The following is a 15,982-nucleotide window of genomic DNA, read 5'->3' as shown; positions in this document are numbered from 1 at the left end:
CAGTCAAAACTTAAACAGATTGCTGAAACCGCCATGGCAAAAATTGGCGTTAACTTACCATTACAGCAACGAGTTGAGCAGCTATCGGTAGCACAATGCCAATTAGTGGCCATTTGCCGCGCTATGGCAGCCGATGCAAAATTAGTGATTATGGATGAACCCACCGCATCACTGACTCGCACTGAAATCAATAATCTGATCAAAGTGGTCGCCGATCTAAAATCGAAAGGGATCACTGTGGTGTTTGTGAGCCACAAATTAGATGAAGTATTAGAGATCTCCGATCGCATTACCGTGATCCGCGACGGCCAAACCGTCGGTACTTTCCAAGCGGATGAAATTGATGATGCTCAGCTAGCATTTTTAATGACGGGTCAGTCTTTCGAGTTTAAACCGTTAGCGCCATTTACCGATCCAACTCAGGTCAAACTGCAGATCAACAATCTCTGTAAAAAAGGTCAGTTTGATCAGATTAACCTACAGCTACATGCAGGTGAAATCGTGTCGATCACAGGGTTACTTGGCTCGGGCCGCACCGAATTGTGCATGGCACTCTTTGGCATGAGTCAACCCGATCGCGGCTGTATTTATGTCAATGGAGAGCAGACTAATTTCAACAGTAACCGTGATGCTATTAAGGCGGGAATTGGCTATGTGTCTGAAGATCGCATGACGACAGGCTTAGTTATGCAGCAATCTATTCAAGACAATACCACTGCCGCCATTTTACCCACGTTAACTCGCAGCAACGGTCTAATTGATCATCTTAAAGCCAATAAACTGGTGCAGAACCTGATCCAATCATTGTCGATCAAGGTGTCTGATCCCAAGTTACCTGTCACCAGTTTATCAGGCGGTAACGCCCAGCGAATTGCCATTGCCAAATGGATTGCCGCTAAACCACAAGTATTGATTTTAGATTCGCCAACCGTCGGCGTGGATATTGCCAACAAAGAAAGTATTTATCAGATCGCTAAAGATCTTGCTGCCAGCGGCATAGCCATTTTAATGATCAGCGATGAGATCCCTGAAGTGTTTTACAACAGCCATAGAGTGATCATTATGAAAGAGGGTCGCTTTACCCATGAGTTCTTACCGTCGCAAACCACTGAACAACAGATTATGGAGGCGGTAAATGCTTAATCGTTTACGTCCACTGCTCAAGCAACATGAGTTTTATCTTGCCGTATTGATCAGCTTATTAGTGATTATTCTAAGTGTGATGAGTGAAGACTTTATGACCTTAGGCAATATCTTTGATATGACCGTCAGTTCTGCCATTTTAGGCATTATGGCTTGTGGTCTATTTGTGGTGTTAATTGCGGGCGGTATTGATATTTCCTTTCCCGCTACCGCAGCGATTGCCCAGTACATCAGTGCCAGCTTTATTTTAAGCAGTGGCGGCAACTTTGCGACTGCTTTTGCCATTGCTGCTGCAGTTGGCATCATTTTAGGATTAATTAATGCGGTACTGGTGTACCAGTTAAAAGTGCCATCAATCATTATCACCATCGCCATGCTTAACGTCTATTTTGGCTTATTGATCTATTTTAGCGACGGCGCTTGGTTATACGGCTTCCCAGATTGGTTTATGGATGGCATTAACCTATTCAACTTTACCGCCAGCGACGGTTATGACTACAGTCTCAATCTGCCCATTATCACGCTATTAGTGGTGATTGCGCTGACCTCATTATTAATGAATAAAACCCGTTTAGGTCGCCAAATTTATGCCATGGGCGGCAACAGCGATGCTGCAAGCCGTATTGGCATCAACCTATTTGGCGTGACTTTATTTGTGTATGCCTACATGGGCGCCTTGGCTGGCATTGCCGCTATGGTACAAGCACAAATTACCCAGTCAGTAGCACCAAATTCATTAATGGGATTTGAGCTAACCGTACTGGCAGCAGTAGTTTTAGGCGGCACCAGCATGGGCGGCGGCAAAGGCACCCTGTTTGGCGTCATCCTCGGTGTCGCCTTACTTGCCATCATCAAAAACGGCTTAACCTTGTTAGGTGTACCAGCTTACTGGCACACGCTCATTACGGGTTTAATCATCATTTTAAGTATCAGCATGACCGCTTGGAATAATAAAAAGCAAACCGCTATGGGGGCGATATAAATGCAACAAGTACTCAGCGCGTTAACCATGCCAAGCGATAAGAATATTCGTTATCTATTAGTGATTCTGGCAGCAATTTTAGTGATGATGGCAGCCACCAGCGGCGGCACATTTTTCTCGTTAACTAACTTACAATCTATGTCTTCACAAATGCCATTATTGGGTATTTTGGCGCTAGCAATGGCTATTTGTATGTTAACGGGCGGAATTAACTTATCGATTATCGCCTCAACCAATGCATGTGGTTTGGTGATGGCGAGCATTATTACCCAAGCCCCTGATAGCACTTGGATGTTGATTGCCGCACTTGCTGCAGGTTTAGTTACCGCCATTATTATCGGTATCGCCAACGGCATGTTAATCGCCTATGTGGGTGTATCGCCTATTTTAGCCACCTTGGGCATGATGACCTTTATTAACGGTTTGAACCTGCTGATTTCGGGCGGCAGTGTGATTTCAGGTTTTCCTGAAGCCTTATTGGTACTGGGTAATGGCACGGTTGCAGGCATTCCGATGCCACTGATTTTATTTGCGGTATTCGCATTAGGCTTATGGGGCTTACTGGAACACACACCGCTTGGCCGTTATATCTACCTGATTGGTTCAAATGAAAAAGCGACTCGCTTTAGCGGTATCAATACCCAAAAAGCCTTGGTTTATGTGTATATCATCTCATCGATTTTATGTTGGATTGCAGCCATTATTATGATGGCAAAATTTAACTCAGCTAAAGCAGGCTATGGTGAATCTTATCTACTGATTGCGATTTTAGCGGCGGTATTAGGCGGCATTCATCCAGACGGTGGTTTTGGCCGTATTATCGGTATTGTGCTGGCATTAGTGGTATTACAAACATTAGAAAGTGGCTTAAATATTCTGGGTGTCAGCAGTTATCTGACCATGACCCTATGGGGCGCAATCTTAATTATTTTTATTAGCTTACAAAGATTTAGATCATAAGGAAAACTACCATGAGCGTATATTTTATTGGTGTTGACGTTGGTAGTGGTAGTGCCCGTGCTGGCGTATTTAATAGCCTAGGCCATAAAGTGGGCGAAGCGAAACGTGATACCCAAACCTATAAGCCACAAGCACACTTTGTTGAGCAATCATCACAAGATATTTGGCACAGCGTTTGTTTGGCCGTTAAGGACGCTATTGCCCAGGCAAATATTGAACCGATTCAAGTTAAAGGTATTGGTTTTGATGCTACTTGTTCATTGGTAGTACTCGACAAACAGGGCCAGCCATTAACGGTTAGCCCAACTGGTCGTCATGAGCAAAATATTATTATGTGGATGGATCACCGCGCCATCCAGCAAGCAGAACGCATTAATGCCACAGATCATCCTGTATTGGCATTTGTGGGGAATCGCATTTCACCTGAAATGGAAACGCCCAAGCTATTATGGCTCAAAGAAAATATGCCGACCACTTGGAATCAAGCAGGCTATTTTTTCGATCTACCTGACTTTTTAACCTGGCGTGCTACCAACACTAATAGCCGTGCATTATGTTCAACCGTATGTAAGTGGACTTACCTTGGCCATGAACAAAAATGGGATAAGAGCTACTTTGAGCAAATTGGTTTAGGTGATCTGCTTGAGCAAGATGCCCATAAAATTGGCTCAACCATTTTACCTATGGGTCAACCAGTCGGCCATGGTTTAACTGCCCAAGCAGCGATGGAACTGGGGTTAGTTAAAGGCACCCCTGTTGCCACCTCTATTATTGATGCTCACGCAGGTGGTATTGGCGTATTAGGTGCTGCCGGCATGAGCGGCGAAAATGCGGATTTTAATAAGCGTTTAGCCTTGATTGGCGGCACTTCATCTTGTCATATGACGGTATCAAAAGTAGCGCGTTTTATTGATGGTATTTGGGGCGCTTATTACAGCGCGATGATCCCTGATTACTGGCTTAATGAAGCGGGACAATCTGCCACTGGTGCTTTGATTGATCATGTTATTGAAGCGCACCCATTTTGCCAACAAGCGATGCAGCAAGCACAGGCGCAACAGATTACCGTGTATCAACTGCTAAATGATCATTTAGCGCAGTTGGCTGGCAATAAGCAGGATATCGCCTATTTAACTAAGAATCGTCATGTATTACCTTACTTTCATGGTAACCGTTCACCCCGTGCCAACCCGCATTTAACCGGTACCATGACGGGCTTGACCATGAATAAAACCTTAGAAGATATGGCGCTGCAATATTTAGCACCATTCAAGCCATTGCTTTAGGGACACGCCATATTATTGAAGAGTTAAACCAATCGGGTTACGCCATTGATACCATTATGGGCTGTGGCGGTGGAACTAAAAATTCACTGTTTATTCAAGAGCATGCAAACGCAACGGGTTGCGCAATGTTATTACCAGAAGAGAGTGAAGCGGTATTACTTGGCTCTGCCATGCTCGGCGCAGTAGCAGCTAACTGTTATAGCGATATTCCTGAAGCGATGCAAAATATGAGTCGTATCGGCAAAACCGTCACTCCACAAACCGATAAGATCAAACGTTTTTATGATGCTAAATATCAAGTCTTTTTAAAGATGTATGAAGATGATTGTCAATATCAACAGTTAATGGCTGAGTTCTAGTTTTTAGCGGGTTTTTACTCATTTTAAATTGATTTTAACGTCATTTAGAGTCAAGCGGGCGCATGTTGTTTAGTTCACCATGCGCCTATCTCAGCAAACGCCAGCAGTAACAAACACTAGTAATATCGCAGAAATAAGCATAATCCACTCAAGCCAATCCGCAATAAGCTCAGCTACAACCATAGTTACCAGATAAACTCAGTCAATATGCTGCATCCTCGTTAACTCATGATATTACTTAACTTTTTCTAATTTAGATCTTCAAATCAAGATAACCAATCATTTTAACGATCATCACTATTTAAAAAGTGATATCCACTATAAACAAGCTAAAACTAAAGCTTATTAGCTAAAAACATCTATATCTAAATTTAATCACAATTTATTTATTATTAATAATCATATAGTTAAAAAATAAAGAGTGATTTATATCGACTTTAGGTAAATATATTTTGACCATCCATATTAAATCACTAAAATGCGCGCAATTTGCCTGAATTTGGCATTAATAAAAATAAAAAGGTAGTACTATGGCGCACGATAACAATTACAGCCTCAGTCCGGTTCCCCTCGCGGCGAGAAAAGGCGTTTTATCACTTTCAATGGTAATGTTAGGCCTCACCTTTTTCTCCGCCAGTATGTGGACAGGCGGCACCTTAGGCACTGGCCTTTCCTTTAATGATTTCTTCCTCGCAGTACTCATCGGCAACCTTATCCTCGGTATCTACACTTCAGCTCTCGGCTATATCGGCGCTTCAACTGGTCTTTCAACTCATCTTCTCGCGCGTTTCTCATTTGGTGAAAAAGGTTCTTGGTTACCGTCATTACTACTGGGCGGCACGCAAGTGGGTTGGTTTGGTGTGGGCGTTGCCATGTTTGCTATTCCTGTGCATAAAGCCACGGGCATTGATACCAATCTGTTGATTGTGATTGCAGGTTTACTGATGACCGCCACCGTTTACTTCGGTATAGGCGCCTTAATGATTTTATCGGCCATTGCCGTACCGGCTATCGCCCTACTTGGCGGTTACAGTGTGATTGAAGCCATCAGCAGTATTGGCGGCGTTGAAAGCTTAATGGCAGTGCAGCCCAAAGAACCTATCGATTTTAATTTAGCACTCGCGATGGTAGTGGGATCATTTATTTCAGCAGGTACCCTGACTGCAGATTTTGTACGCTTTGGCCGCAGTGCTAAAGGTGCAGTAGTGATTACCATGGTGGCATTCTTCTTAGGTAACACCTTGATGTTTATCTTTGGTGCAGCAGGTGCTGCGGCAACGGGTCACGCTGATATTTCGGAGGTGATGATTGCTCAGGGCTTATTAATTCCGGCGATTATCGTACTAGGTTTAAACATTTGGACCACTAACGATAACGCGCTTTATGCTTCTGGTTTAGGCTTCGCCAACATTACTGGATTATCAAGCAAACACTTGTCGATTGTTAACGGTATCATCGGCACCTTATGTGCACTTTGGTTATACAACAACTTTGTTGGCTGGCTCACTTTCTTATCTGCCGCCATTCCTCCTATTGGTGGTATCTTAATTGCCGATTACTTTAAAAATCGTCATCGTTACACCAATTTAGAGCAAGCACTATTGCAACAGCCAATGGTGAACTGGGCAGCAATTGCAGGTGTGGCTATCGGTGTTGCAGCAGGCCATTTATTACCGGGTATTGTGCCACTTAATGCCGTAATTGCAGGCGCAGCCAGTTATTTACTACTTGACCCAATTTTTAAAAAATTCACTCTCAAGCAGGCTGAAAACTCAGTCGCTTAACAAGGATACTTAATATGCAACTTTCGTCTCTGCTAATCACTAATGTTAGCGTGCGTGGTCAATCAGGTTTAAAACAGATCCTGATTAAAGAGGGTCAATTTGAGGGTATCTATGAACTCAATACGCCTTTGGATTTTCAAGGTGAAATATTAGACGCAGAAGGCGGCATGGCATTAGCGCCATTTTGCGAACCGCACATTCACTTAGATACCACCCAAACTGCTGGTGAGCCAAGCTGGAATATCTCAGGCACGCTATTTGAGGGGATTGAGCGTTGGGCAGAGCGAAAGGCATTATTATCGATTGAAGATGTAAAGCGCCGTGCTAAGCAAACCTTAAAGTGGCAAATCGCTAACGGTATTCAACATGTGCGTACTCATGTGGATGTATCGGATCCAAGCTTAACTGCGCTTAAAGCCATGCTTGAAGTAAAAGCTGAAATGCAGCCTTGGGTCGATATCCAAATTGTGGCATTCCCGCAAGAAGGTATTTTGTCGTACCCAAATGGCAAAGAGCTGATGGAACAAGCAGTGCAGATGGGCGCCGATGTGATTGGTGCGATTCCACACTTTGAATTTACTCGTGAATACGGTATTGAATCACTGCACTATATTTTTGAATTAGCACAAAAATACAATAAGTTAATCGACGTACATTGTGACGAAATCGATGACGAGCAATCTCGCTTTGTAGAAACTCTAGCGGCGCTTGCACATAAATACAATATGGGCGACAAAGTGACCGCAAGCCACACCACGGCAATGCACTCATACAATGGCGCTTATGCATCGCGTTTATTCCGTTTATTAAAGATGTCAGGCATTAGCTTTGTGGCTAATCCACTAGTGAATATTCACCTGCAAGGCCGTTTTGATGATTACCCGAAACGCCGCGGCGTGACCCGTGTGAAAGAGATGCTAGCCAACAATATCAATGTTTGTTTGGGCCATGACGATGTGTTTGACCCTTGGTATCCGCTTGGTACAGCCAATATGCTACAAGTGCTGCATATGGGACTGCATGTGTGTCAAATTATGGGTTATGACCAGATTAATAATTCATTAGATCTGATCAGCCAGCACAGCGCCAATGCACTAGCATTAGGTGAAAACTACGGCCTTGTTGCTGGTCGCCCTGCGAACTTGATTATCCTACCTGCTGAAAATGATTTTGACGCGCTGCGCCGCCAAGTGCCTGTGCGCTGGTCAATCCGTCAAGGCAAGGTTATTGCCACGACACAATTAGCCCAAACTCAAATTCACTTAGCGGAAGATGAAATCGTCGATTTTCGCCGTTAAGCGCGAATATTAACTGACATAAAAAGGGCTGAATATTCAGCCCTTTCGTTTATCTATTGGGAATGATTATTTAGTGGCTGTAGTCGCGCTAAACAGATCTTCGTTACCACTAAATAACATGGAAATAAGCATATCATTATTAATCTGCTCACCATTGAGCATACGAGCTAACACTTCACTACCAAACAGTTGCAGCGATAATACAATGTCTGGCTGTACCTTTTTAAGCTTGGTTATATTCTTACTGTCATTGACGATTAATACGGTTTTAACGTCATGACTAATATCTTTAGCAGATAGCACAATAAAGGCATTATCGGCATCACTGTCGGTTAAGGCTAATAAGGCGCGGCAATGCTCAACTCCGGCTTTTTTGAGTACACCACTGTCACTGCTGTCACCCGAAATAATGTCAAATTTGCCCTCTAAACTGAGGTTGATTTGAGCAAAATCATCTTCACCTCGGGTGGTGATGATAGTTACAGGTAAACCACGCTGGCTTAATTGGCTAATGGTATTCATCGCCATCATCGAAGTACCACAAACGATATAATGATTTTCTCTATTCATATGACGATTATTTCCTTTAACTAAACGATTAATACCACCGCGAATAAGTGGACCAAAAATAGTGGTTACCGATGTTGCAAACACTGTGATACCAGCAATAATCACTGAGATGGTGAACATTCTGGCAGGATCTGATACCGGCAAAATATCACCGTACCCAACCGTGGTCATGGTCACCATAGAAAAATAAAATGCCGTTAATAAGTTATCTATTTTAGGCTGAAAACCATCACCAAAATAGAGGGTGCCATAGGTGGCATAAATCACTAACAGTAAGAAACTAATTGCCGCAAAAATACCACCCGCCGTGGCACTACTCTGCTGGAAATCATTTTTAAGTAACCATAAAAAGATCAAAGTACCGCTACACAGCCAGATACTTTGGTGCAAATTGGGGAAAAAGTGCAGGGTAAACACAAAAGTAATCAGCAGCAAGGTGATACTCATGGTCCATGCGGTACGGGCTTTAAACATCAACCCTAGCGAGTTAAGCACCAATAGCACCCCCAACATAAACCAAGGGGCATTAGTTAATAACGCTAAGTTTTCTTCTGAAAAATTGCTGACATTAAAAACGCTAAGCAGATCAATAGGTAGACCATACACAGTCTTAAAAATCAAAATACCATTAAAAAACACCGCTAGCGCCGCAAGGTAATGACGTTTCGCCATCCAAAGTTCATGGGCACGATGTAAAAATGAGCGGATATGCTGCAAGGTTATCCCCTAGAAATACAGTCAATACCTTATAGAATAACGTATTGACCACAAATATGACTAAATTAATTCAATAATTGATGCGTTTGTAAATCAAGTAGAAATTTAGGTTCTTTGTTAAAATAAACCGATAACTCACTGTTTCATAATCCATATCACAATTTAATTTAGCGCTTGTCCATATAATGTGACATCATTTTTAAGCCACATTTTCTATGTCCGAGCTAACTCGTACTGAACTCAAAACCATTCGTCTCAACGCCCTACTCGACTCCTGTCAGCAACAAGTTCTCGCACAAATTATTGGCCCGCTGGGGCTTACTCCTGCGATGTTTAATGATCAAGTCGGTGGTAATGTCACCACCCAGCATAACTTTGAACAAGGCATCACCGCGACTAAGCAAGATAAAGACAGTCATCAACAATGGCAGCAAGCTCAGCAAGACTATCAGCGCAGAGCTTACGATGCCGATCTAAAGAAAAAGCGTAAAGCACTCTTTAAAACTGAAGATGAAATCCACTGTTGTTATACGGATAAAATATTACCCCGTAATGGCCAAACCCATTTAGATCATGTGGTCGCAGCCAACAAAATTGAAACCGATAGTCGCAGTCATCTGTTTCAAACGACGGAACAACGGGTGGCAATGGCCAACCAAGAGGTTAATTTAAAACCTGCAGGTGCCTCAATCAACATGTCGATGCGTGAGCATGACAAGCAACAATGGGCGCAACGCCAACGTAAAGCCGATCCGGGTAAAACCAATGCTGAATCATTTGGTGTTGATATGGATTTACTTAATCACACCGTGGATACCGCTAAGCGCAAAATTGAACGTGACTTAATGGTCGCGCAGCTAAAAAAACAGGGCCAAGAGTTAGCAGTAACTGGCACTAAAGAAGCGGCAATGAATGGCTTGAAACAAGGCTTAGGCTTGTTATTGCATGAGTTTGTTAATGCACTATTTACTGAAGCTAAACAGCTGTTTACGCAAACCAGTAATGACAGTTTAATTGAACGCTTATTGGCTGCTTTTAAGCGAATTTTTAACCGCTTAAAAACTAAATTTAAAGATGCCCTTAAAGCCGCATTTAGTGGTGGCATTCAAGCTTTTTTCAGTAATTTACTGACTTTTATTATCAATACCGTGGTGACCACTTCAAGCAAAGTCGTCACCATGCTCCGTGAAGGCATGGCAAGCTTATGGCAAGCAATTAAATTATTGATTTGGCCACCAGAAAATATGCCTGCGGTCGAGATTGCTCGCGCCGTCAGTCAAATTATTGCCAGCTTAATCACCACCAGTTTAGGCTTAATTTTTGAGGAATCGATTAAAGCCTTTTTGCTGACCATTCCTGTATTAACCCCAATTGCAGGCATCTTAAGCACGGCATTTACCGCGTTACTCACAGGTATTGCTACCGCCTTGATTGTGTATGGAATTGACCGCTTATTTGATAACTTTGCCCGTTTAGGGACAGAACAACTGGCGGCGCAGAACTTACAGCTAGCAGCAGGCCAACAACAAATTAATCAGCTTTGTGATTTAGTAGAGCAACAATATTATCAGTCTCGATTATATGCAGATCTTGAAAATAGTTACCGCATTATGGCGTTTAATTTAAATGACGCTATCCAACACCAGCAACACACCATGGCGCACTCAACGGCCATACTTAACAGTCAGCAATCACTCATTACACGAACGCAAACACAAATAGAGCGTCGTCAATTGCTGGCACAACGATTAGCCAGACTAAAGTAACGATATGAATTCAATTATTACCCAGCTATCTAAAACCAACGTTCCAGCCGAGCTTGTTAAGCAAGTTGATATGAAAAACTTGCTTAAGGAGTTTAAAGCCGATTATGACAAACTTGATGATTTAAAACATGCCAGAGCGAAACACGAACAACGCAACTGGCTATCAAGATGGTGGAATTCGGACGATATGAAAGATGCGGAGTTAGATGCCGCAGAGCTACAAGCCAGTTACGCTAAAAAAGTGGGTCAGTTAATGCTGATCTCTGTCGCTCAAGCTAAACAGTTGACCGAACAGCAACAGGAGTTAACTGAACAACAGCATAAAATTCAGCAACAAACCAAACAGATAAGCATTTCTAATCAATCAATTACCGAACAACAGCATATCATCAGCAAACAACAAACTGAGCTTGAAAAACTGGTCAAAGATTACTTTGAACTAGAAGGCCTAACCATGGATGGCGCCGCTAAATTGATTGAAATTGCCGATGATGTGCAAACCACCAAAGCACAAATTCATGCTCAATTGCAGCATGCGATGGCAGAAATTGATACCAGTAAGCAAGCAATTGAACAGCAGAATCTGCAAATGCAGTCTCAGGTCAAACAGCGCATTGCTCAACATGAGCAAGAGTTTCAACAGTCGAGCCAGCAGCTACAGCAAGATATCAATCAACAAGCCGCCCAGTTAGCACAACAGCTAACCGAGCAGCTAGCGCAAACCACACAGCAACTCAGCCAAACAAAACAACAATTAACGGAACAAAATCAACAGTTACAGCAAGGCTTAGAAACTCAATTAGTTGAGCAACAACAGCAACAAATAGAAGCAAACAAAGTACTGCTACAAAATGTGGCAGAGCAACTCGTTGAGCACTCAAACAAGCAGCAGCAAGCGTTGCAACAGCAGCAGGATGCTGTCACTGATTTAAAAGACGATATTAGTGAGAAACAGCAGCAGCTTTGTCATGATATTCAGCAAGTTTCACATGAATTTAATGAATCTTGTCAGCAACTGAATGCTACCGATGCAGAGCTATTTGACCACTTTAGCCAAATGTCACGCCATCAAGATGATCAGCAGCAATTAATCGACCAAAACCAAGCCAATATTGCCGCGCTATTTTCGCGTCAACAGCGCCATTTGGCTTGGTTAACCGCACTGACGATACTCAGTTTAGCGGGCTGTGGCTTATTAACTGCGCACCAGCTTGGCCTATTTTAACACTCTATTTAGCGGCTGGTTTAGTCGAGCCGCTTTTTAAATCTGATGGCTGCCAGAATAAGACCTAACACGGTAAAACCTGCCAACCACAGTGCATCAGCATGCATATCGATTAAACTTGCTTCGCGCAGCATGATTGCTCTAAACGCTCGAATAAAATGAGTGGCGGGTAGTGCTTCTGAAATCCATTGCACTATATTGGGCATCGCTTCATAAGGGAACATAAAGCCCGATAACAGAATCGAAGGTAACAATACAAAAATAGTCATCTGCATGGATTGCAGCTGAGTTTTAGCAATGGTTGAAATCAATAAGCCTAAGGTCAGACTGGCTGCAATAAACAATAAGGTTAATAGCGCTAATTGCAGTAAATCGCCCATAACCGAGACATTAAAAATCCAATAACTCAGACTTAAAATAATCGCGACTTGCAGTGCGCCAATAAAAATAAATGGCGTGATCTTACCAAGCATCAGCTCCATCGAACTAATTGGGGTATTAATCAACATCTCTAAATTACCGCGCTCACGCTCACGCACGATCGCAGCCGAAGTAAATAAGATCATGGTCATGGTTAAAATAACCCCGACCAGCCCAGGCACGGTATTCACCACACTGCGCTGGGCAGGATTATAAAATGGGGCGACCGCAAATGTCGGTACTCCGGCTATCACGGGTTTATCCAATAAATTAGCCAACGGCATATTCATTAAACTTTTAATCGCCGCCGTTATCATGGTATCGGAACCATCCACCAGCCATTGGCCTATCGGCCGCGCAAGTTGTTGGTCAGTTGAATTAGGCTGCGCCATGCCGACAGCCTGATGACGAACTAAACGTTGACTGACATCATATGGGATCACTAATACCGCCCGCACATCGGCAGCACGTAACGCCGCTTTTGCCTGTTCAAGATCCGCATAAATATGAGTGAACTTAACCACTTGGCTTGCTTCAACACTGCTACTGATGATGCGTCCCAAAGCACTACCAGAATGATCCACTAAGGCGGCAGGAATATCACGCACATTGGTATTAATGGCATAGCCAAATAGAATTAACTGAATCAGCGGGATCATCACTACCATGCCAAAGGTCATCCTATCCCGTTTTAGCTGTAATAATTCTTTGATGATAATGGCGCGAATGCGGGTAAAGTTCATTGGCGTCCCTCGCCTGTGCAGGTCACAAACACATCTTCTAAACTCGGTCTAACTTCTGTCAGTTGAGATAACGTTAACCCTAACGGTAAACTTAGTAACCACGCCATAGGATCGGTGACCGCTTTATCAACCAACACTCGTAAGCGATTACCTAATTGCGCCGCTGACAGTACTTGTGCATGCGCCGTAAGTTGCGCTTTTAATTGACGTAATGAAGACGACTCTAGCTCAATCACCGTCGCCCCCATTTGCTGCATTAATTCAGCTGGGCTGCCATCGGCACGTTTATGACCAGCTTCTAAAATCGCCAACTTATGACAACGCTCGGCTTCATCCATATAGTGAGTTGACACTAAAATGCTGCAACCTTGGTCGCTTAAATCAAATAGTTGCTCCCAAAAATCACGTCTATTTTCAGGATCCACCGCAGAAGTCGGTTCATCTAAAAATAGCATTTTAGGTTGATGGATTACTGCCGCCGCTAACGCTAAACGCTGCCGCTGACCACCACTCATGCTGCCCGCTAATTGTGAGGCTTTATTATCTAAGCCATAAATATTGAGTAATTCCTCAACACGGCGATGCTGGCTACGACTCGGCAAACCATATATTTGCGCCATAAAGCGTAAGTTTTCACGCACGGTAAGATCATCATAGAGTGAAAATTTTTGAGTCATATAACCAATTTCAAAGCGAAGCTCTGCTGCTTGTTTGGGTAACTCAAGTCCCAATACATTCACTTGCCCTTTGGTGGGAGTCAGCAAACCAGTAAGCATTCTAATCGCCGTGGTTTTACCACAGCCATTGGGGCCTAAAAAGCCATAGATTTGCCCTTTTTCAATGTTTAAATCTAACTGTTGAATAGCAACAAAATCGCCAAACTTGCGCAGTAATCCCTGCGCTTGGATCGCCCACTCACTCATGGCAATTGCACCTGAACTGGCAAGCCAATGGCATGTTGCTGAAAACTGTCAGGCAGTTGCACTTCAGCTAAAAACATTAAGCGACTACGATCATGTTCATTAAGGGCGTAATAGGGAGTAAATGCGGGTTCATCAGCAAGTTGCCTCACTTTACCAATGACAGGTTTATCCAGACCATCAATGTGTACAGTGAGTGCATCCCCCACCGCCATTTTAATCCGGTAAGGTTCTGGAATATAAACTCTGGCATAAGGCGCTGTGCCTGCAAGCATGATCACTACTGGGCTGCCCATGGTGGCACGCTCACCTTGATTCCAAGGAAAGTTATCCACCACGCCGTCACGAGTGGCGGTTACTGTTAATTGCGCTAATAATTGCTGTTGGCTGGATAATACTGCTTGCGCCGCTTTGACCTGTGCTGCCGCAATTTGTAAATCTTCAGGACGAGTGCCGTTGGTCAGTTCACGTAGTTGCTCGCGAGCTTTATCCACATTCGCCGTCGCCACATCTAATGCGGTTTGAGCGCGATCAAAATTGGCTTGTGATGCTAACTTTTGCGCCACAAGATCCTTGACTCGGGTATAGGTTTGCTGCGCATCGGTTAAAGTGGCTTGTGCAGATTCAACGGCGGCTTGAGCTTGGGCAACGGCCTCTGGTCGAGCGCCATTTTGCAGCTTTATCAGATTGGCTTGTGCTAACGCCACGTCAGCCTCGGCTTTTTTGACTTGGGCTAACTGTAAGCGATTATCTAAGCGAACTAACACATCCCCTTGCTTCACTTTGGCGCCAATAGGCACTGCAAGCTCGGTAATGATTTCGTTAGCCGTAGCCGTTAAAGCAACTCTATCCTGCTCTAATGTACCTAATGCTTGTGGGACTTGCGGCTGACAAGCCGCAACAAAGAAGATGCTGAATAAACAGGTGAAATACCATTTGCCATTCATAATCAATCCATTTGATTGCTAATGGTTCCACTTTAGGGTTAATTTTCAGCCAGCTCAAGCACTATTCAATCTCTATAAGCCTTTAATAATCCATCAATGGTTTGCAAGATAAGACCATAGTCAACTCTATGTGGTACCTGACGCCATTTCAACAAGCCAGTGTAATGCAATAGATGTTCAAAACTGTCTCGCAAACTAGGAGGAGATGTTACTTTGGTCATCGTTGTTTGGCATAGCAAGCCGCGATGATATGGCATCACTTTATGTCTCACCGTCTCAACCTCGGCACGGCTAGAAAATAGCTGACCTGCGAGGATCGGTTGCAACCAAAACTCATGATGTTGCAGCCAGACCTGATGCACAAGTAATTCAAACTGTTGCTTCCGTTCTACCTGTGCAAATTGATAGATTAATGGTGAAGCATTGACCCAATCATTGCTTAACTTTGAGTAACGTTGATTCGATATCACTAATTGCAGTAATAGTGCACTGAGCAGTTTTTCATGCGAGGTCAATGTCGGTAATACTTGTATTTGAAGCAGTAACTGCAAACAAATAGCCGCATCTTTGCTATACAAGCTTAATAGCACATCTTCTTTATTGTGAAAATGCTGATATAAGGTGGCTCGAGCAATCTGTGCTTGCTTAGCAATATCGGTAAATTTAAATGACAACATACCTTGCTCAGTAATAAGTTGTTGAGCAATTTCCAGTAGCATCTGTTCACGCTTAAGTTTATTCATCGACCTCTATTACGTTCTTTTCGATATTAGTAAAAAACGATATATAGTGCCTGAGCCATTAGAACTTCGTAAATATTGGGCTAACTACTTGATTAAGAACTGCTAATGAGCGCACAAAT

14 protein-coding genes are annotated in these 15,982 nt (G+C 43.3%); 9 read left to right on the top strand and 5 right to left on the bottom strand.

The features are described 5' to 3' along the window. Positions 1–33 precede the first annotated feature (33 nt). The 7 genes from JCM15074_RS21690 (at position 34) to JCM15074_RS09470 (ending at position 7,812) form a co-directional block, all read left to right on the top strand. Positions 34–1,143, top strand: a complete 1,110-nt coding sequence (locus JCM15074_RS21690; RefSeq protein WP_199899790.1) for a sugar ABC transporter ATP-binding protein — start codon at positions 34–36, stop codon at positions 1,141–1,143. Next, on the top strand, positions 1,136–2,125 hold the full coding sequence (locus tag JCM15074_RS09495) for an ABC transporter permease (protein ID WP_025820984.1): 990 nt from the start codon (positions 1,136–1,138) through the stop codon (positions 2,123–2,125). The genes JCM15074_RS21690 and JCM15074_RS09495 overlap by 8 nt, the downstream gene beginning before the upstream one ends. Beyond that, positions 2,126–3,085, top strand: coding sequence for an ABC transporter permease (locus JCM15074_RS09490; protein WP_025820983.1), 960 nt, complete (start codon positions 2,126–2,128; stop codon positions 3,083–3,085). It abuts the gene before it with no gap. 11 nt (positions 3,086–3,096) lie between these two features. Next, positions 3,097–4,371, top strand: coding sequence for an FGGY-family carbohydrate kinase (locus JCM15074_RS21685; RefSeq protein WP_234400202.1), 1,275 nt, complete (start codon positions 3,097–3,099; stop codon positions 4,369–4,371). Next, positions 4,341–4,730 carry an FGGY-family carbohydrate kinase gene (locus JCM15074_RS24885; protein ID WP_306302223.1) on the top strand — a complete coding sequence of 130 codons (390 nt, stop codon included), beginning with the start codon at positions 4,341–4,343 and terminating at the stop codon, positions 4,728–4,730. The genes JCM15074_RS21685 and JCM15074_RS24885 overlap by 31 nt, the downstream gene beginning before the upstream one ends. 530 nt (positions 4,731–5,260) lie before the next feature. Beyond that, positions 5,261–6,514 (top strand): cytosine permease, encoded by a 1,254-nt coding sequence (codB, locus tag JCM15074_RS09475; RefSeq protein WP_025820982.1) that lies wholly within the window; start codon positions 5,261–5,263, stop codon positions 6,512–6,514. Positions 6,515–6,528: 14 nt separating this feature from the next. After that, positions 6,529–7,812: a cytosine deaminase gene (locus tag JCM15074_RS09470; protein WP_025820981.1), complete on the top strand. Its 1,284-nt coding sequence runs from the start codon at positions 6,529–6,531 to the stop codon at positions 7,810–7,812. 66 nt (positions 7,813–7,878) lie between these two features. Here JCM15074_RS09470 and kch read toward each other — a convergent pair whose 3' ends face one another. After that, complete coding sequence (gene kch, locus JCM15074_RS09465) at positions 7,879–9,099, bottom strand: voltage-gated potassium channel protein (RefSeq protein ID WP_025820980.1); 1,221 nt, start codon at positions 9,097–9,099, stop codon at positions 7,879–7,881. A gap of 215 nt (positions 9,100–9,314) precedes the next feature. On the opposite strand from kch, the gene JCM15074_RS09460 reads away from it, so the two are divergent. Both JCM15074_RS09460 and JCM15074_RS09455 read left to right on the top strand, forming a co-directional pair. After that, positions 9,315–10,865 carry an AI-2E family transporter gene (locus JCM15074_RS09460; RefSeq protein ID WP_025820979.1) on the top strand — a complete coding sequence of 517 codons (1,551 nt, stop codon included), beginning with the start codon at positions 9,315–9,317 and terminating at the stop codon, positions 10,863–10,865. Positions 10,866–10,869: 4 nt separating this feature from the next. Next, positions 10,870–12,090, top strand: a complete 1,221-nt coding sequence (locus JCM15074_RS09455) for a coiled-coil domain-containing protein (RefSeq protein ID WP_025820978.1) — start codon at positions 10,870–10,872, stop codon at positions 12,088–12,090. A gap of 20 nt (positions 12,091–12,110) precedes the next feature. On the opposite strand, the gene JCM15074_RS09450 is transcribed toward JCM15074_RS09455, so the two are convergent. From JCM15074_RS09450 to JCM15074_RS09435, 4 genes are all read right to left on the bottom strand, one after another. Next, positions 12,111–13,253, bottom strand: a complete 1,143-nt coding sequence (locus tag JCM15074_RS09450) for an ABC transporter permease (RefSeq protein WP_025820977.1) — start codon at positions 13,251–13,253, stop codon at positions 12,111–12,113. Then, on the bottom strand, positions 13,250–14,176 hold the full coding sequence (locus tag JCM15074_RS09445; protein WP_025820976.1) for an ABC transporter ATP-binding protein: 927 nt from the start codon (positions 14,174–14,176) through the stop codon (positions 13,250–13,252). The genes JCM15074_RS09450 and JCM15074_RS09445 overlap by 4 nt, the downstream gene beginning before the upstream one ends. Beyond that, positions 14,173–15,120, bottom strand: a complete 948-nt coding sequence (locus tag JCM15074_RS09440; RefSeq protein ID WP_025820975.1) for an HlyD family secretion protein — start codon at positions 15,118–15,120, stop codon at positions 14,173–14,175. Before JCM15074_RS09440 ends, JCM15074_RS09445 begins: the two co-directional genes overlap by 4 nt. 65 nt (positions 15,121–15,185) lie before the next feature. Continuing rightward, entirely contained in the window at positions 15,186–15,863 is a 678-nt protein-coding gene (locus JCM15074_RS09435; RefSeq protein ID WP_025820974.1) for a TetR/AcrR family transcriptional regulator, read from the bottom strand. Positions 15,864–15,982 lie beyond the last annotated feature (119 nt).

It is taken from the genome of Shewanella marina JCM 15074 (genome assembly GCF_000614975.1).
In the GTDB taxonomy this organism is placed as follows: Bacteria; Pseudomonadota; Gammaproteobacteria; order Enterobacterales; family Shewanellaceae; genus Shewanella; species Shewanella marina.
Note: the sequence above shows the minus strand (reverse complement) of the source record. Positions and strands in the feature narration are given on the sequence as shown.